This is a genomic window from Winogradskyella litoriviva (assembly GCF_013249065.1).
GTDB lineage: Bacteria > Bacteroidota > Bacteroidia > Flavobacteriales > Flavobacteriaceae > Winogradskyella > Winogradskyella litoriviva.
On the sequence record NZ_JABRWQ010000001.1, the window covers coordinates 87,093 to 106,242 of the forward strand.

Sequence of the window (19,150 nt, forward strand, 5' to 3'; positions counted from 1 at the left end):
TGCATTTAGCAAAGCTTAAAAAACAAAAAGCCCAAATAGCTGGAGGGACTATTTGGGCTTTAACTAAGTGTTTTTACACCATAAACATAACGCGATATTAATCCACGTTATCGTGTAAAAATGAATTATTGCTTCTTAACTGAATATCGTCGTTCTCATCAGTACCAACAGACATTCTTGAAGCTTTAGTTTCAGAAGAATGTTGAGCATCTTCTAAATTAACACCTTGTCTTTTGTAAGCAGGTTCTTTTTCAATTTCATCTATTTTAGCTGTATTAAACTTATAGTTGAAATCTTTCATTTTTCTTCTTCGCTCATCTGCACGAGCTATTAAAAGATCAGAAATCGGACTATTCATAGGATCAATTTCTTCTTCAAATATTTCCTTAGTTTCATCCATCGGAATCGTTTTCTTTTCAAAAACAATTTCCTCTTTTACTTCTGTTCTTTCTTGTTTGGTGTTTAAAGAAGATTCAAATGTTTCAAAATCATCTAAAGCATAACGTTTTTCACCTTGTTCATTAACTTCTGTAACAGAAATAATCTCAACAGGTTCATTAACCTTTATATCCTTAACATCTTCTTCTAATGTAAAGAACATCTTTTCCTCTTCGGCTTTTGGTTCTTCAACTTCTGGCTCAGTCTTTTTATTAGCTATTGGTAAATCGAAAGAAAAGGTTATTTGCTCTTCAATTGTTTCATCAATAGGTTCTTCAGCCTTATTTACAATTGGTGTAATAACAAAGTCATCTGGCTCTACTAAAGGTTCTGGTTTTGTATCTAAAACTTCATCATAAACAACATTCATGTTCTTTAAAAAATCTGTAGTAGCTATTAAATCAGTTTCGTTTTGTACTTCAGTTTTAACTTCAGCCTTAGGCTTTTCAACCTCGTCTTCTTCAATTAATGTATGACGAACAATTGGATCCTCCTTTTCAACTTCTAACACAATATCTGGAGTAATAATTGCCGGTTCTTTTTCTTTTGGACTTACTTCTGTAACCTCTTCTAAAGCATGTATTACTTTTTTAGTCTCTGTATTAGAAATTTCATTTTGCTGATCCAAATCAAATCCTGTAGCAATAATGGTTACAGAAATAGACTCTTGTAAGTCTTCATCTTCACCAACACCCATAATAATGTTAGCTCCAAATCCGGCTTCAGTTTGAATATGATCATTGATTTCACCAATCTCATCAATAGTAATTTCTTGAGAACCTGAAACGATTAGCAACAATACGTTTTTAGCTCCTGTAATTTTATTATCGTTTAGTAATGGCGAATCTAAAGCGCTCATAATAGCTTTTTGCGCTCTTGTTTGACCAGATGCTGTTGCAGAACCCATAATGGCTGTTCCACTATTGCTTAATACAGTTTTAGCATCACGTAAATCTATATTCTGTGTATAGTGATGTGTAATTACTTCTGCAATTCCTCTAGATGCGGTAGAAAGTACTTCATCTGCTTTAGAGAAACCTGCTTTAAAGCCAAGATTACCATAAACTTCACGAAGTTTATTGTTATTAATAACCACCAATGAATCTACATGAGCGCGCAATTTCTCAATACCACGTTGTGCTTGTGCATTACGCATTTTACCTTCAAACTGAAATGGCATAGTAACGATACCCACAGTAAGAATATCGAGTTCTTTTGCCATTTTTGCGATGATAGGCGCAGCACCAGTTCCTGTTCCTCCACCCATTCCTGCTGTGATAAATACCATTTTTGTATTGGTATCTAACATTCTGCGGATATCTTCTAAACTTTCTACTGCTGCTTCTTCTCCAACATCTGGATTGGCACCTGCACCTAATCCTTCTGTTAAATTAACTCCTAATTGAATTTTGTTTGGTACTCCACTGCTTTGAAGTGCCTGAGAATCTGTATTACAGATAACAAAATCAACGCCTTTGATCCCTTGCTGAAACATGTGATTTATGGCATTACTACCACCTCCACCTACACCAATTACCTTGATGACGTTAGATTGATTCTTGGGCAAATCAAATGAAATATTTCCAAATTCGTTGCTGTTACTCATTATATTATGGATTTACTATTATTCTATTATTTTATTATACTATACTGCAGATAACTAGAGCTACTCTGCATTATCTAAAAACTCTTTTACTCGTTCTGTTAATTTGTCTAAAAATGAACGGCGTTCTTTTTTTGGCTCTTCTGCTTTAACTTCTTCTTCTGGTTCTTCAATTTGCTCTGCTTCATTTTCAATTACAAAATCTTCTTCAATATGCTCCGCTTTTTTACGTTCTTGCCTTTTAAGGCCATCCATTACCAAACCAACTGCCGTTGCGTATAAAGGACTAGCAATATCTTCATCGCTATCTCCTGCCAAATGCTCATTTGGATAACCTATTCTGGTATCCATACCTGTGATATACTCAACTAATTGCTTTAAATGTTTTAATTGACTTCCACCACCTGTTAAAACTATACCACCAATTAATTTTTTCTTTTGCTCCTCGTGTCCGTAATTTTTAATTTCTACAAAAACTTGTTCTACAATTTCTACAACTCTAGCATGAATAATTTTAGACAAGTTTTTTAAGGTAATTTCTTTTGGTTCTCTTCCTCTTAATCCAGGAATAGACACAATCTCATTATCCTTATTTTCTCCTGGCCATGCAGACCCAAACTTTACTTTTAGAAGTTCTGCTTGCTTTTCAATAATTGAACAGCCTTCTTTTATATCTTCAGTTATTACATTTCCACCAAAAGGAATTACAGCTGTATGACGAATAATACCATCTTTAAACACTGCTAAATCCGTTGTTCCTCCTCCTATATCAATTAATGCAACACCAGCTTCTTTTTCTTCTCTACTTAATACTGCATTTGCAGAAGCTAAAGGTTCTAGTGTAATACCTTCTAATTCTAAACCAGAACTTTTAATACATCTACCAATATTTCTAATAGATGACACTTGACCAACTACAACATGAAAGTTAGCTTCTAGTCGACCACCATACATCCCTATTGGTTCTGTAATTTCTGCTTGACCATCAATCTTAAATTCTTGAGGTAATACATGAATAATTTCTTCACCAGGAAGCATTACTAATTTGTGTACCTGGTTGATTAATCTGTCTATGTCATCTTCATCAATAACAATATCAGAATTTGGACGTGTAATGTAATCACTATGCTGTAAACTGCGGATATGCTGACCAGCGATACCAACAGTTACTTCATTTATTTTTTCAGAAGCAGCTGCTTCAGCTTCTTGTACTGCTTGTTGTATAGATTGAATGGTTTGGGTAATATTATTTACCACACCACGATGCACACCCATACTTTTAGCTTTTCCTAAACCTAAAATCTCAACTTTATCATACTCGTTTTTGCGACCAATCATGGCCACAATTTTTGTGGTTCCTATATCTAGACCTACCGAAATGTTTTGTTTGTCCATAGTTTACTTTTTGGTGCAAATAACTTGTTTGTCAAATTTTAAATTTACTACTGCATAGCTATCTAAAATTTTGTCTTTAAAAGCTTTCTGATAAAAAGCTTTAAAATTGTTTATCTTTTTTTCGAGTTGCTTTAAAGTTCCAACATGAACTATAAAATCACTTTTTCGAATTTTAAAATCTATTGTGTTATCGTTGTTTTGACGAATCTCAATGACATATTTCTTTAAAAAATCATCTTCATCAACAGCTTTTGCGAATTGAAAGACGTTTTGAAGCTTATTTTTATCAATATTTCCAGTAACAAGTGGCACTCTTGCCGCATAATTGTAAGACAAAGGCATAAATCCACCTTCATCGTCTATATAATACGACGCATTTGTGTTCACTCTTGCGATAGGGCGTTTCTGTTCAATTTCTGCTGAAAGCCCACCATTTACTGACATAAACACTTGTGCTTCCTTTATCATTGGGTTAGAATTTAGGGCAAATTCTAATTCATTCAAATCTATAATTTCTTTAGGCTGTTTTGAAACAGGTTCTTGATTTACTATTAACAATTTACTAACATTTGTTTCTGTTATAAACAATTTGTTTTCACCTAAAAAATTAATACTAGGCTCGCCTACAATTCTATCTTTATTTCTATGATTAGAAAAAGCAAATAAAAAGCCTACTACACCAATTAAAATAATGACTTTTATATAGTTATAATTAATTTTTATCATGGAACGCTTCTTTAATAAATTTAACTTCAGCTCCAATATCTCCTGCACCAATTGTTAACACAATTTGGGCATCAGATTTCTTTATTTCACTAATTATTTCTGATTTTTGAATTCGTTTTTTATTTGGGTTTTTAATCTTTTCTAATAACCATTTTGAGGTTACACCTTCTATTGGTAATTCTCTTGCAGGATAAATGTCTAACAACAATAATTCATCGAATTTTGAAAGACTTTCTGCAAATTCATCTACAAAATCTTGTGTTCTACTAAACAAATGTGGTTGAAAAACGGCAAGCACTTTTTTGCCTGGATACATTTCTCTTATAGCTTGATGCACGGCTTTAATTTCCTCCGGATGATGCGCGTAGTCATCAATAAAAACAAAATTATCCGTTTTTATTTGATATGTAAATCTTCGTTTTACACCCTTATAAGTCTCTAATCCTATAGCCAAATCATTGATAGCACAACCGTATTCTATAGCCATTGCTAATGCCACTAGCGCGTTAGATAAATTATGTCGTCCTGGTAGACTAAATTTGAAACCTTTTTGAATGCCTTTTGGTGTTTTTACATCAAAAACATATCTACCATTTTCTATTGAAATATTCTGCGCACTATAATCTGCACCATCTTCAATACCGTAAGTAATGCCTTTTAATGGTAGACCATTTTTAACAAATAATTTTCCATCTGGTTTTATACAATCCGAAAAATCCTTGAAGGTTTTAACCAATTCATCTGCATTTCCGTAAATATCTAAATGGTCGGCATCCATTGACGTGATGCAAGCCAAATCTGGCGACAAGGTTAAAAACGAACGGTCAAATTCATCAGCTTCAACAACCGTAAGCTCTGTTCCGTTAAGAATTAAATTAGAGTTATAATTTTCACTAATTCCACCTAAAAACGCTGTAACAGGCGCATTACATGTATGTAACAAATGACCTAAAATACTAGTCGTAGTTGTTTTACCATGTGTACCAGCAACTGCCAAACAAACCGTTTGCTTTGTGATTTCACCTAAAACTGCAGAACGTTTTAAAACGTTAAAGCCATTATCTTTAAAATAATTTAATTCCGAATGACTTTTAGGAATAGCTGGCGTGTAAACAACCAATGTATTTTCAGGGTTTAAAAACTTTGAATTGATGTGCTCTATGTTATCTTCAAAATGAATTTGAACACCTAAAGCCTCAAGCACTTTAGTGATTTCAGTTGGTGTTTTATCATAACCAGCTACTTGCTTACCGTTAGCCACAAAATAACGCGCAATAGCACTCATTCCGATGCCTCCTATGCCGATGAAATAAACACTAGAAGCCCATCCCAAACCCTTCCCAAAAGGAAGAACTTTCTCACGGTTGCTAATATATTCGTTATTTATGTTCATTCTTGTCATTTCTATTTTTGACTCTTACATTTTAATGCGTCTCTGTTTCTTCCCTTTGGGAAGATTAAGATGGGCTTTTTAAAAGTTTTTCGACCTCATCCACAATATCATTTGTGGCATTAATTAGCGCTAAGGCTTCTATATTTTTACTTAATTCTTTTTGTTTTTCTTCGTTTGAAATCAATGTTGAAAATTCATTTTGAAAATCAGCATCTAAATCTTTTTCTCGTATTAAAATCGCTGCGTTTTTATCTGCAACGGATTTTGCATTTTTAGTTTGATGATCTTCCGCAACATTTGGCGACGGAATAAAAATTACCGGTTTACCAACAATGCATAATTCTGAAACCGAAATTGCTCCTGCTCTAGAAATTATAACATCTGCAGCTGCATAAGCCAAATCCATTTGATTTAAAAACGCATGTACTTGCACTCTATCTAAATCATTGTATTGCTTATACTGATCGTAATACAGTTTTCCGCATTGCCATATCACTTGGATATCTTGCGTTTCAAAAAACTCAATATTAGCTTCAATTAATTGATTGATACGTCTTGCGCCTAAACTTCCACCTAATACCAAAAGTGTTTTTTTATTATGCTTTAACGTAAAGGCATCTTTACCTTCTATCTGTTTATTTTTTACTTTTAATAAATCCTTTCGAATCGGGTTTCCTGTGAGCTTTACTTTCTCCTTCGGAAAAAATCGTTCTAAACCATCATAAGCTACACAAATAGTATTCACTTTTTTTCCAAGTAACTTATTTGTTATTCCAGGAAATGAATTCTGCTCCTGAATTAAACTCGGAATCCCTTTTGAAGAAGCTACGTACAATAATGGACCACTTGCAAAACCACCAGTTCCGATTACAGCATCTGGCTTGAATGTCTTTATGATTTTTCGAGATTTCAAAAGACTTGAAATCAATTTAAATGGAAAGGCTAAATTCTTTAACGTTAATTTTCGTTGAATTCCAGAAATCCATAAGCCTTCAATTTTATAACCAGCTTGAGGCACCTTATCCATTTCCATTCTATCTGAAGCACCAACAAAAAGAAACTCAGCATTAGGATAGCGCGACTTTAACTCGTCTGCAATAGCAACCGCAGGATAAATATGTCCTCCTGTTCCACCTCCTGATAATATGAATTTATATGACTTCAAATTTTATTTTCCTTTTATTTTTAATCGTTTTCTATAAAAATGTTTAATTATTAAAACACCCCTAAAGTCCCCTTAAGAGGACAATCACTCACTTCAAAATCAGTTTTAACTGATATCTTCTTTCTATCCTTTTAATCTTTGTTCTTGTTTCTATGTTCTAATCTCTTTTCTTTTTTGCCTCTGTCTAAATTGCTTCACTCAAAATAGCCAACGGATTATCTTCTGCATCTTCTTGTTCTTTTAATTCTTCACGTTTAGCACTTACACTAAGAATAATACCTATTGCCATACAGGTCATCCAAATTGATGTTCCACCACTACTAATTAACGGTAATGTCTGACCAGTAACTGGGAATAACTCCACAGCAACTGCCATATTTATTAAGGCCTGAAATACAATTGGCAACCCAACACCTAGCACTAATAATTTTCCGAAAATAGTATCTGATTTATGGCTAACCACCACAATTCTAAATAACAACCACATATATAAAAACAGAATAAATATGCCACCAAACAAACCGTATTCTTCAATAATTATGGCGAAAATAAAATCTGAAGACGATTGTGGTAAAAAGTTCTTTTGTATGCTTTTCCCTGGTCCTAATGGCGTAATTCCTGTTGCAATAGCAATCTTAGCTTTTTCAATTTGGTAATCCGCTTCCGTATCTTCTCCATTTGTAAAATTTTCAATTCTACTCATCCATGTATCTACTCTATTTGGCATAGCGTCTGGGAATGCTTTTGCAACTAAGATAAAAATGGCCAAAGCTGCAACACCAGATATTATCATTAACGCCAAATACTTTAATGGATAACCACCAATAAATGCCAACATCATAATCATTGTAAATATGATGGCTGTTGTTGAAAAGTTAGCAGGAAGTATTAAAATTAGAATCAGAAAGATTGGTGTCCAAAGAGGTAAAATAGTTTCCTGAAACTTTATTTCTTTGTCTCTTATTTTAGACAAATATCTTGCCACATAAACCATTAATACCACTGAGGCCAATGTTGATGTTTGAAAAGACATATTGACTATAGGAATCTGAATCCAACGACTTGCATTTGCACCATCGATAGTAGTGCCTTGAAGCATTGTTATCAGCAACAAAACAAACACAATAGGAATCATTACCATAGACAAGCCACGGAAATATTTATAAGGCACTTTGTGTACCCCAAACATAATAACAAAGCCCAATAACAAATGCATAAAGTGCTTTACCAACAAGGAAAATGTATTAGTATGCCCAGCATTAGCTAAGTTACTTGCAGCACTATAAACAGGCATAAACGAGAATATAGCCAACAACGCGACTATAGCCCAAATGGCCTTATCTCCTTTTATTTGTTTGAATATGTTTTGCATATAACAGCCCCTTTGTCTTCCAGACATTTCCCCATAAGGGGAAAATTTAATTAGTTATTTAGATACTTTTATCTACGCTTTCATTTTTTTTTGCAACACATTTTGTATTGCTCCTTAAGTTACAGTATGCCTCAACAGTTTCTTCCCCTTCGGGAAGAGTAAGATGGGCTTTTTATAAATTTCTAACCGCATTCTTAAATTGACGTCCTCTGTCTTCGTAATTTTCGAATAAATCGAAACTTGCACAAGCAGGTGACAACAATACATTATCGCCAGCATTAGCCAATTTGTATGCTATTTTTACAGCTTCATTCATATATTCAGTTTCAATAATAACATCTACCATTTTCCCAAATGCATCCATAAGTTTTGCATTATCAACTCCTAGGCAGATAATTGCTTTTACTTTTTCATTTACAAACGGAAACAACTCTTTATAATCGTTGCCTTTATCCACACCTCCAACAATCCAAACTGTAGGTGCATCCATACTTTCTAGAGCAAAATAAGTAGCATTAACATTGGTTGCCTTAGAATCGTTTATGTATTGCACTTTGTTTATTTTTAAAACATTTTCTAATCGATGCTCTACACCTTGAAAGTTCTCTAAACTTTCACGAATAGTTTGTTTTCTAATTTTAAGTAAATGCGCAACAGTAGAAGCTGCCATCGCATTCTTCACGTTGTGTTTTCCTTCTAATGCTAAATTTTTTGTTGGCATAGTGATTTTATTATTATCTATTGTTATTATTATATTGTTGTTGTCTAAATATGCGCCTTGTTCCATAACCTTAGTTAATGAAAAAGGCAGTTTTTTTGATTGAATTTGATGTGATTTCATATACTCTAAAATCACTTCATCATCTGCATCGTAAATGAAATAATCCTCTTCTGTTTGATTCTCTACCACTCTAAATTTTGAAGCGATATAGTTTTCAAACTTGTAATCGTATCTATCTAGATGGTCTGGCGTGATATTCGTTAGAATCGCAATTTTTGGTTTAAAATTGATGATATCATCCAGTTGAAAACTACTAATCTCCAAAACATAATTATCATGATTTTTTTCTAAAATTTGCTTCGCGAAACTGTCACCTATATTACCAGCTAAACCCACATCTAAATCTTGATGTAACAAGTGATGCGTTAGCGTTGCCGTTGTGGTTTTACCGTTACTTCCTGTAATTGCAACCAATGTTGCTTCTGTAAATTTTGAAGCAAATTCAATTTCTGAAACCACTGTTATTCCCGCTTCTCGAATCTGTTTTATCAAAGCCACTTTATCTGGAATACCAGGACTTTTCATGATGATGTCTGCATTCAGAATTTTTGATTCTGTATGTTGTTCATCTTCAAATTCAATCTCATTATTTAAAAGAACGTCTTTGTACTTGTCTTTAATTTTTCCTTTGTCTGATACAAAAACCTCATACCCTTTTGCTTTTCCTAAAAGCGCTGTTCCCACACCACTTTCTCCTCCGCCAAGTATTACTAATCGAAGCCCCTTCTTAAATCCTTCCCCAGAAGGGAAGGACTTCTTACTCTGCTGGTTATTTGTTGCTTCGTTCATTACTTTCCTTTTTGTCATTCCTGCGAAGGCAGGAATCTACTTTTATTCTACTCTTATTGTGGATTCCTGCCTACGAAGGAATGACAAACTCATCTATCTAATTTTCAATGTTACTATCGTTATAATCGCTAACAAGATTCCTACAATCCAAAATCGTGTTACTATCTTACTTTCGTGATAACCTGATTTTTGATAATGATGATGTAAAGGCGACATTTTAAAAATGCGTCGTCCTTCTCCAAATTTCTTTCTCGTGTATTTGAAATAACTTACTTGCATAACCACAGATAAATTTTCAGCTAGAAATATGCCGCACAGAATAGGAATTAACCATTCCTTACGTACTGCAATGGCAATTACTGCGATGATTCCACCAATAGTTAAACTACCAGTATCTCCCATAAACACTTGTGCTGGATACGTGTTATACCAAAGAAAACCAACTAATGCACCAACAAAGGCAGCTATATATATTGTGATTTCTTCAGCTCTTGGGATATACATAATATCTAAGTAACCCGAAAAAACGATGTTACTAGATACCCAAGCAAAAATCCCTAACGTCAATACAATTATAGCTGAAGTTCCTGCTGCGAGTCCATCAATTCCATCTGTTAAATTCGCGCCATTTGAAACTGCTGTTATTATAAAAATGCTGACTATTATAAATACAATCCATGTGTATTTTTCTAAGCTTGGACTTATCCATGTGATTAAATCGGAGTAATCAAACTCATTATCTTTTAAAAATGGAATCGTTGTTTTTGTGGACTTCTCCTCGGCTTTAAACAACTTAGTGGCTTGTACATTAGGATTCTCTGCTCGTAATTCATTTTGTTGAGCAATTGGCAACTTTTCCTTTAATGTTACATCTTGATGAAAATACAAGGTTAATCCGACTATAAGACCTAACCCAACTTGCCCAAGCACTTTAAATTTCCCTTTTAAACCCTCTTTATCGTTTTTGAATTTCTTGATATAATCATCAATGAACCCAATGGTTCCCATCCAAAGTGTAGTTACAATTAAAAGGATAATGTATATGTTCTCTAGTTTTGCTAATAATAACACAGGAACTAAAGTTGCTAGGATAATAATGATTCCACCCATTGTTGGTGTACCTGCTTTTTCAACTTGCCCTTCTAATCCTAAGTCTCTAATCGTCTCTCCTACTTGTTGCCTTTGTAAAAAACGAATAATTCGTTTACCAAAAATTGTAGAAATCAACAACGACAATATAATTGCCACAGCCGCTCTAAAGGTTATAAACCCAAAAAGTGAAGCTCCTGGTAATTGAAACTGTTGCTCTAAATATTCGAATAAGTAATACAGCATTATTAGTTGTTGTTTATTTTATTTTTAATACCTACAAGGTTTTTGAAACCTTGCAGGAAATACTATTTCTGTAATTGTTTTAAATAGTCTTGAACGATTTTATAATCATCAAAATCAAAGCGTTCGCCTTTAATTTCCTGGTAATTCTCATGGCCTTTTCCGGCAATTAGAATAATATCTTTTGGTCCTGCCATTTGGCAAGCTGTTTTAATCGCTTGCTTTCTATTGGTTATAGACAATGTCTTTTTAAAATTTTGAGGCTCTACGCCTTTTTCCATATCTTCAATAATCGTTTCTGGCACTTCGCTACGTGGATTATCACTAGTAAAAATGGCTTTTGTACTCAACGCTGAAGCGATATGCGCCATTTTTGGACGTTTGGTTTTATCTCTATCGCCTCCACAACCTACAACCGTAATTAATTCTTCGTTTTTAGTTCTGATATCGTTAATGGTTTGCAATACGTTTTTCAGAGCATCTGGTGTGTGTGCATAATCTACAATGGCAGTAATTTTTTCGTCTGAAATAAAATATTGAAAGCGTCCTGCTACGTTTTCAAGCTCACTAATCAATCTTAAAATCTCATCTTTTTCTAAGCCCAATAACTCGGCTGTTCCGTAAATTGCCAGAATATTGTAAGCGTTAAAACTTCCTATTAAGCGTGTCCATAATTCGTTATCATTCAACTTTAATAACAAACCACTAAATTCATTTTCTAAAATCTGCGCTCTAAAATCCGCGTAATTCTTTAAAGCGTAAGTGTATTTCTTGGCCAGCGTGTTTTGAAACATGAACAAGCCATTTTTATCATCGATGTTAGACAATGCAAATGCCTCTTTTGGCAATTGGTCAAAGAACTTTTTCTTAACATCTCTGTATTCAGCAAACGTTTCGTGATAATCTAAATGGTCGTGAGAGAGGTTTGTAAAAATTCCGCCTTCAAATTTTAAGCCTTCGGTTCTGCTTTGATGAATACCATGTGAACTCACTTCCATGAAGCAAAATTCTACACCTTCATCATTCATCATCTTCAAATATTTATTAATAGTTAAAGAATCTGGTGTGGTATGCGTTGCCTTATACATGGTATTATCCACCATAATTTTCACAGTAGACAATAAGCCAACTTTATAACCTGCTTTTTTAAATAGCTGATACAGTAAACTTGACACCGTTGTCTTTCCATTGGTTCCTGTAACACCAACCAGTTTTAAATTCTCAGACGGTTGACCATAGAAATTATTAGCCATAAAAGCCATCGCCTGATTAGAATTTGCTACTTCTATATATGTGATGTCATCTTGAAGATGTTCTGGTAACGCTTCACAAATAATGGCCGTTGCACCATCTTTAATCGCTTTCTCTATATAATTATGACCGTCTGTAATTGTCCCAGAAATAGCCACAAAAACATCATTAGTTTTTATTAGACGCGAATCGAATTCAATTTTACTAACCGTAATGCTTGTACTACCAACCACTGCGTTTATTGTAACCTTGTATAATATGTCTTTTAATACCATCATGATGCTTCTAAAATGATAGTTTGATTAGACTTTAATTTCTGATGTTTCTCTACAGACTGCTTCTTTACAATGCCACTTCCTGTTAGTTTTACACGTACATGTACTTGTAAATTTTCTAACAACGCAATAGCATCCATAGCTGGCATACCAACTACGCTTGGCATTAGTTCCTTGTATTTTTGAGCGTTATCATAATAACTTTCAAAATCTTCATTAACCAAGTTATTATTGAAATTAAGAGTTTCAACTTCATCTATAATTGGTGTATCTGTATAAATTTTTTGAGCAATTCTTTTAAAAACAGGACCTGAAACATCGGCTCCATAATACCCTACTTTTGTACTTGGTTTATGTATCACTACAATACAAGAGTACTTTGGGTTATCTGCAGGAAAATAGCCAGCAAAAGAAGACACATATTTTTTGTCTTTATACCATTTTTCTAAATCCGCATAATCCGTTCTCGCTGTTCCGGTTTTACCAGCCATAGAAAACGTTTCGGAATACATGCGTTTTCCTGTACCACGAATAACTACGTTCTTCAATATATCTTGAACCTCAGACAAGGTTTTATCTGAACATATTTTATCGATAATAACTTCTTTTTCAAAAACTTCAATATCCTTATCAAAAGACTTTACCGATTTAATAAAACGAGGCTTTATCATTTCGCCATCATTTGCAATCGCGTTATAAAACGTTAAAGTTTGCAAAGGTGTAATTGTTAAATTATAGCCATAAGCAATAGAAGGCAATGCGTTTCTACTCCAGTTTGTCGCTCCTGGTTCTGGAATATCTGGAATACCTTCTCCCATTATTGAAATATTAAGAGAATCATTAAGTTTCCAACCCTTCAAATGGTCAATAAATTTTTGTGGCTGTTTAGCATAATTATCATCTATAATTGTTGCCAAACCAATATTAGAAGACACCTCTAAAGCACGCGCTGCAGAAATTTCACCAAACCCAATACCAGAATCGGTAATATAACGACCGTAAAATTTCTTTCTACCATTTTTAGTATCTACAACTGTTGACGTATCAATAACTTTATCTTCTAAAGCTGCCATCATCGCCATAACCTTGAAGGTAGAACCAGGCTCATGAGCTTCGTAAACGGCGTAATTTCGTTTTTCGTAATAGGTGCCTTTTGAGGTTTTAGCCAAGTTAGCAATGGCTTTAACTTCGCCAGTTTTCACATCCATAACAACAACACAACCATGTTCAGCTTCGTATAATTCTAATTGCTTCAACAACGAATGGTGTGCAATATCTTGAATGTTAACATCTATAGTAGTGTACACATCATAACCATCTTTTGGCTCCACTTGGTCGTAATCTGCAATAGGTTTCCATTGTCCATTTCCTATTTTTTGTTTGCGACGCTTTCCGTTTGTCCCTCTTAAATATTTTACACCAAAAGCGCCATCTATGCCTGCTCTAGTTACATTTCCATCTTCGTCAAATCGCTCATAACCAATAGAACGCGACGCAACTCCTCCCATTGGATGCTCTCGCCTAGTAGTTTGCTCAACAATTAAACCCCCTTTAATTGCTCCGAGATTTAATAGTGGAAAATTTCGCATTCTTATATAATCTGAATAGCTAATGTTTCGAGCTAAAAGGAAATATCTGTTTTTGTTTTTTCGTGCTTTGCGAATGATGTTTTTATAATATGAAGCAGGTTTTCCTTTATAAACATGAAGCGAATCTGCCAAAGCACCAATATACTTTTCGAAAGTAGCTGACTTTGCTTGGATGGCATCAATTCTAATATCGTATTTAGGAATAGATGTTGCCAACAAACTGCCGTCCGCAGAATATACATTACCTCGATTTGCAGGAATATCAAAATCTTCTAGAGTTCTTTTCTCCGCAAGTGCTCTATATTCATCGCCCTGAACAAATTGAATATTCACAAGTTTAAACACCACAGCAATCGCGAACACAAGCAAGCAGCCTGCCACGAAATATAATCTGTGTAATATGTTTTTCTCTGTTATTGCCAAAGCCTGTTTATTATTGCTCTTGTTGCGATTTTACTATTATTTTTGTTGGTGGGTTTAAGGAAATCCCAATTCCTTTTGCTTTCATTTCTACCTCTACAAAAGATTCTTTTTTAAGCTGCATTAGCTTCCCTCTTTTATCTACAAATGCAGAGCGTAATTCTTTTACCTCATTGGTTAATTTTGCAATTTCATAAACCTTCTGGTCCGCCTTATGAGAACTAGCAATCATTATTATAGCTAAGACAGAAATTAAAATGATGATACGCCAATTTTTAAACGAATCATCACTGATTAGAAATTTCCCTCTTAGTATGTGATAAATATTTTTTCTCATTTTTACTTCCTACAAAGGCAGGAAACTTTTATAATTTTTTCGCAATTCGAAGCTTAGCACTTCTTGCTCTATTATTTATTTTTATTTCTTCTTTTGAAGGAATTATTAATCCGCCAACCTTTTTTAAAGGCACTTCAAAATTCCCAAAAACATCGCGTTCTGGCTCGCCTTCAAAAAGCCCGTTTCTAATGAATCGTTTCACCAATCTATCTTCTAAAGAATGATAGGATATAAAACTTAAGCGACCATCTGGCTTTAAGATTTCTGGCATTTGAAGCAATAATTCTTTTAATACTTCAATTTCTTGATTTACCTCAATTCTTATCGCTTGATAAATTTGAGCCAAGACTTTATTCTCTTTCTGATGATTTAGAAATTTCTTTAAAACCGTTTTTAACTGTTCACTGGTTTTAATCTCTTCTTCTTTTCTAGCTCCAACAATTACTCTCGCCATAGCAGGCGCTTGCCTTAATTCACCATATTGTAAAAGCACTGCTTTTATTTGTTCTTCTTCATACTCATTAATGACTTCAAAAGCGGAAAGTTGATTATCTTGATTCATTCGCATATCTAAATCCGCCTCAAATCTTGTTGAAAAACCACGTTCTGCAACATCAAATTGATGTGATGACACGCCAAAATCAGCTAAAACACCATCTACCTCTTTTACACCATAAAACCTTAAAAATCGTTTGATGTATCTAAAATTTTCATTGATCAGCACAAAACGGTCATCATCAATTGTGTTTTCTAGTGCATCTTTATCTTGGTCAAAAGCGTATAATTTTCCGTTTGGCCCTAAACGCGATAAGATTTCACGACTATGGCCTCCACCACCAAACGTAACATCCACATAAACACCATCTGGCTTAATTGCTAAACCATCTACGGTTTCTTTAAGTAAAACTGCATTATGATAATCCATTTTCTTCATCGTCTTGTCCCATTACCTCTTCGGCTAAATCAGCAAAATCTGAAGCCGCATCATCAATTGCTTGTTCGTATTTATCTTTATCCCAAATTTCAAGAATATTCACAGCAGAAGCCAAAACCACTTGCTTACTAATTCCGGAAAAAATGATTAAATCTTTCGGAATTAATAATCGCCCTGTACTATCTACCTCAACAATTTTAACACCAGCTGTAAAGCGTCTGATAAAATCATTGTTCTTTTTCTTAAAGCGGTTTAGCTTGTTAATCTTCTCCATCATTTTGTTCCATTCAGACATTGGATACAATTCTAAACACGGCTGAAAAACGGCACGTTTTAAAACAAAACCATCTTGCAAGGCCGACGACAACTGCTTTTTAAGCACAGCAGGTATCATTAGCCTTCCTTTGGCATCAGCTTTACATTCGTATGTTCCTATAAATGAATTCAAAAGGTTTCGTTTACCACTTTAACGATTAAGATTCAAATATATTGAAAAAATCACCACTTTTTACCACATTCTACCACATTTGTTGATAAGTTTTTGACTAAAATGATTTCCATTTATTTTAACACCAATAAATTCCACTTTTAACCAAAGAATCGAGAAGTGGGAATTATTAACAACTTCTACCCCAAAATTCTCCAGACAAATTATTTCGATATTTTTCCCATTATATTTATATTCTAAAGGATTTAGTTATATTTGTTTTTAATACCTAAGGACGAATTTGTACATGGCACACCTTTTAAAAAAAGAAAAGGATTATAGATATATTGAAGTAGGAGAAGGCACACCAATTATTGTTTTACATGGATTGATGGGTGGACTCAGTAATTTTGATGCTGTTACTAAACACTTTAGTACTCAAGGCTATAAGGTTATCATTCCGGAACTACCGATTTACACCATGTCTTTGATAAAAACTAACGTTAAAAGTTTTGCTAAATACCTCAAAGATTTCATTGAATATAAAGATCTTGATAAAGTTATTTTATTAGGAAATTCTTTAGGTGGACATATAGGCTTATACTACACAAAACTAAATCCCGAAAAAGTTAAAGCACTTATTATTACAGGAAGCTCAGGACTTTATGAAAGTGCTATGGGTGGAGGCTATACCAAACGTAGTGACTACGAGGTGATTAAGAAAAAAGCACAAGATGTTTTTTATGATCCAGCTGTTGCTACCAAAGAAATTGTTGACGAAGTGTATGAAACGGTAAATGACCGCAATAAACTGATAAAAACTTTAGCGATTGCAAAAAGCGCAATTAGACACAATATGGCTAAGGACTTACCTAATATGACTACGCCAATTTGCATTATTTGGGGTAAGAATGATAGTGTTACACCTCCTGAAGTTGCTGAAGAGTTTAATGAATTATTGCCAGATTCGGATTTGTATTGGATTGACAAATGTGGCCATGCAGCTATGATGGAACATCCCGAAGAGTTTAATACTATTTTGAATGGATGGTTGGAAAAAAGAAAGTTCTAAGCCCATCCTTAATCCTTTCCAAGAGGAAAGAAACACTGTTGTAGAAAAAAAAAGCCTAATAAAATAAATTCGCACTTTATTACGTAAAACAAAATTACCTTAAAGTATAACCTAAAAAGATTCCTGTTTTCGCAGGAAGTACTATGAAAATTAAATCAGCTGAATTTGTAGTTAGTAATTCTGAAGTAGAAAAGTGTCCTAAAAACCAACTACCAGAATACGCCTTTATTGGTCGAAGTAATGTTGGAAAATCTTCATTAATTAACATGCTTACTGACCGAAAAAGTTTAGCTAAAACCTCTGGACGACCAGGAAAAACACAACTCATTAACCATTTTTTAATCAATAAAAATTGGTACTTAGTAGATTTACCTGGTTACGGTTATGCACGTGTTTCTAAATCTTCTAAGAAGAAATTTCAGAAATTTATTACTAATTATTTTGAGCAACGTCAACAATTGGTTTCTGCATTTGTTTTGGTTGACATTAGACATAAACCTCAGCCTATAGATTTAGAGTTTATGCAATATTTGGGAGAAAGTGGGATTCCGTTTGCTATTATTTTCACCAAAGCAGATAAATTGAAACCTAAAGCCATTGAAAAACACGTGGAGGATTACTGTGAAATGTTACTTAAAACTTGGGAAGAATTACCGCCTCATTTTATTACCTCTTCTTCTAAAGGCATTGGACAAGAAGACGTTTTAGAATTTATTGGAAGCACTAATGATGAGATTGAACAACTTAAATCTAATTAAGTCTTAACATCCAAAGCATCTCTTAACGCATTACCAACCAACATAAAAGCCATTACCAGCAACATAATACAAAACCCTGGGATTAAGGCTAAATACGGTTTACCTAAAATAATATAATTGTAGTGATCTTTTATCATTGCTCCCCAACTTGCCATTGGTGGTTGTGCTCCGATCCCTAAAAAACTCAAGCCGCTTTCTATTAATATCGCAGCGGCAAAGTTAGCCGCAGAAATCACAATCAAAGGTCCAAAAATATTAGGCAATATGTGTTTTGTGATTATTCTGTAGTCATTATAACCTAAAGCTCTTGCTGCCGTTACGTATTGCATTTCTTTGGCGCTGATAATTTGTCCACGTACTACTCTTGCAACTTCTACCCACATAGTTAAACCGACTGCTATAAATACTTGCCAAAAGCCTTTTCCTAATGCCAAGGTGATAGCAATAACTAATAATAGAGTAGGAATTGACCATGTAATATTAATTATCCACATAATAAAGGCATCTACTTTTCCACCATAATAACCAGCTAAGCTTCCAAATAAAAGTCCGACGATTAATGAAATAAAAACAGCTACAAAACCAATAAAAAATGAAATTCTAGAACCTATTAACACACGACTTAAATAATCTCTTCCGTATTTATCTGTACCAAACTCAAAACTTCTAAGCTCTATATAATTTTTATAATTTGAATTTGGGAAACGTGATAAGTCAATTTGTTTTTCTAAACCTTTTAGGCCATCTGAAGCATATTCAGTATATGATAATATGTTATTATTTACTTCATAAGACTGAATAGGAATTTCGGTATCTGTATTGTTTTTTCCGAAGAATAATTTTGAGAAGAAATTTTGATTTGATTCAATTCCAGAAGGAATAGTTAGCATTTGCACATCGAAACCAGGTGATTTAGAATGAATTGACAAATGCATTTGATTTGCATTTTTTGAAGCATCTGGCGCAAACAAATAGGCGAATATTGAAATGAGTCCGATACAAACAATAATTCCCAAACTGAAAACGCCCCAAAAGTTCTTTTTAAACTTTTGAAGCGCCAATTTTGTTAGTGAATTATTCTGATAACTCATTA

Annotated in this window: 16 protein-coding genes; 2 read left to right on the top strand and 14 right to left on the bottom strand. The window is 33.9% G+C overall.

The genetic code is table 11. From position 1 onward, the window contains the following. Positions 1–97: 97 nt before the first annotated feature. From ftsZ to mraZ, 13 genes are all read right to left on the bottom strand, one after another. Positions 98–2,044: a cell division protein FtsZ gene (gene ftsZ / locus HNV10_RS00375; RefSeq protein ID WP_173299352.1), complete on the bottom strand. Its 1,947-nt coding sequence runs from the start codon at positions 2,042–2,044 to the stop codon at positions 98–100. 60 nt (positions 2,045–2,104) lie between these two features. Continuing rightward, positions 2,105–3,436 carry a cell division protein FtsA gene (ftsA, locus tag HNV10_RS00380; protein ID WP_173299353.1) on the bottom strand — a complete coding sequence of 444 codons (1,332 nt, stop codon included), beginning with the start codon at positions 3,434–3,436 and terminating at the stop codon, positions 2,105–2,107. 3 nt (positions 3,437–3,439) lie between these two features. Continuing rightward, the gene (locus tag HNV10_RS00385; RefSeq protein ID WP_194240996.1) at positions 3,440–4,162 is read right to left on the bottom strand and encodes a cell division protein FtsQ/DivIB; all 723 of its coding nucleotides are present in this window, start codon (positions 4,160–4,162) and stop codon (positions 3,440–3,442) included. Further along, positions 4,149–5,555: a UDP-N-acetylmuramate--L-alanine ligase gene (murC, locus tag HNV10_RS00390; protein ID WP_173299354.1), complete on the bottom strand. Its 1,407-nt coding sequence runs from the start codon at positions 5,553–5,555 to the stop codon at positions 4,149–4,151. The genes HNV10_RS00385 and murC overlap by 14 nt, the downstream gene beginning before the upstream one ends. 64 nt (positions 5,556–5,619) lie before the next feature. Then, positions 5,620–6,720 carry an undecaprenyldiphospho-muramoylpentapeptide beta-N-acetylglucosaminyltransferase gene (gene murG / locus HNV10_RS00395; protein WP_173299355.1) on the bottom strand — a complete coding sequence of 367 codons (1,101 nt, stop codon included), beginning with the start codon at positions 6,718–6,720 and terminating at the stop codon, positions 5,620–5,622. A 184-nt stretch (positions 6,721–6,904) separates the two neighbouring features. Continuing rightward, positions 6,905–8,092: an FtsW/RodA/SpoVE family cell cycle protein gene (locus tag HNV10_RS00400; protein ID WP_173299356.1), complete on the bottom strand. Its 1,188-nt coding sequence runs from the start codon at positions 8,090–8,092 to the stop codon at positions 6,905–6,907. A gap of 172 nt (positions 8,093–8,264) precedes the next feature. Next, positions 8,265–9,662, bottom strand: a complete 1,398-nt coding sequence (gene murD, locus HNV10_RS00405) for a UDP-N-acetylmuramoyl-L-alanine--D-glutamate ligase (RefSeq protein WP_173299357.1) — start codon at positions 9,660–9,662, stop codon at positions 8,265–8,267. 93 nt (positions 9,663–9,755) lie between these two features. Next, positions 9,756–10,997, bottom strand: a complete 1,242-nt coding sequence (mraY, locus tag HNV10_RS00410) for a phospho-N-acetylmuramoyl-pentapeptide-transferase (protein ID WP_173299358.1) — start codon at positions 10,995–10,997, stop codon at positions 9,756–9,758. A gap of 62 nt (positions 10,998–11,059) precedes the next feature. Continuing rightward, positions 11,060–12,523 (bottom strand): UDP-N-acetylmuramoyl-L-alanyl-D-glutamate--2,6-diaminopimelate ligase, encoded by a 1,464-nt coding sequence (locus tag HNV10_RS00415; RefSeq protein WP_173299359.1) that lies wholly within the window; start codon positions 12,521–12,523, stop codon positions 11,060–11,062. Further along, a complete protein-coding gene (locus tag HNV10_RS00420; RefSeq protein WP_173299360.1) occupies positions 12,520–14,532 on the bottom strand; it encodes a penicillin-binding protein in 2,013 nt (670 codons plus the stop codon). The genes HNV10_RS00415 and HNV10_RS00420 overlap by 4 nt, the downstream gene beginning before the upstream one ends. Positions 14,533–14,542: 10 nt before the next feature. Beyond that, positions 14,543–14,866 carry an FtsL-like putative cell division protein gene (locus tag HNV10_RS00425; protein ID WP_173299361.1) on the bottom strand — a complete coding sequence of 108 codons (324 nt, stop codon included), beginning with the start codon at positions 14,864–14,866 and terminating at the stop codon, positions 14,543–14,545. Between the two features lie 28 nt (positions 14,867–14,894). Beyond that, positions 14,895–15,791: a 16S rRNA (cytosine(1402)-N(4))-methyltransferase RsmH gene (gene rsmH, locus HNV10_RS00430; protein WP_173299362.1), complete on the bottom strand. Its 897-nt coding sequence runs from the start codon at positions 15,789–15,791 to the stop codon at positions 14,895–14,897. Further along, on the bottom strand, positions 15,778–16,248 hold the full coding sequence (mraZ, locus tag HNV10_RS00435) for a division/cell wall cluster transcriptional repressor MraZ (RefSeq protein WP_173299363.1): 471 nt from the start codon (positions 16,246–16,248) through the stop codon (positions 15,778–15,780). Before mraZ ends, rsmH begins: the two co-directional genes overlap by 14 nt. Positions 16,249–16,534: 286 nt before the next feature. Here mraZ and HNV10_RS00440 point away from each other — a divergent pair, with 286 nt between their 5' ends. Both HNV10_RS00440 and yihA read left to right on the top strand, forming a co-directional pair. Next, entirely contained in the window at positions 16,535–17,299 is a 765-nt protein-coding gene (locus HNV10_RS00440) for an alpha/beta fold hydrolase (RefSeq protein WP_173299364.1), read from the top strand. Positions 17,300–17,442: 143 nt separating this feature from the next. Further along, positions 17,443–18,057 carry a ribosome biogenesis GTP-binding protein YihA/YsxC gene (gene yihA, locus HNV10_RS00445; protein WP_173299365.1) on the top strand — a complete coding sequence of 205 codons (615 nt, stop codon included), beginning with the start codon at positions 17,443–17,445 and terminating at the stop codon, positions 18,055–18,057. Here yihA and HNV10_RS00450 read toward each other — a convergent pair. Then, entirely contained in the window at positions 18,054–19,148 is a 1,095-nt protein-coding gene (locus HNV10_RS00450; protein WP_173299366.1) for an ABC transporter permease, read from the bottom strand. The two genes, yihA and HNV10_RS00450, sit on opposite strands and share 4 nt — an antisense overlap. Between the last annotated feature and the right edge of the window lie 2 nt (positions 19,149–19,150).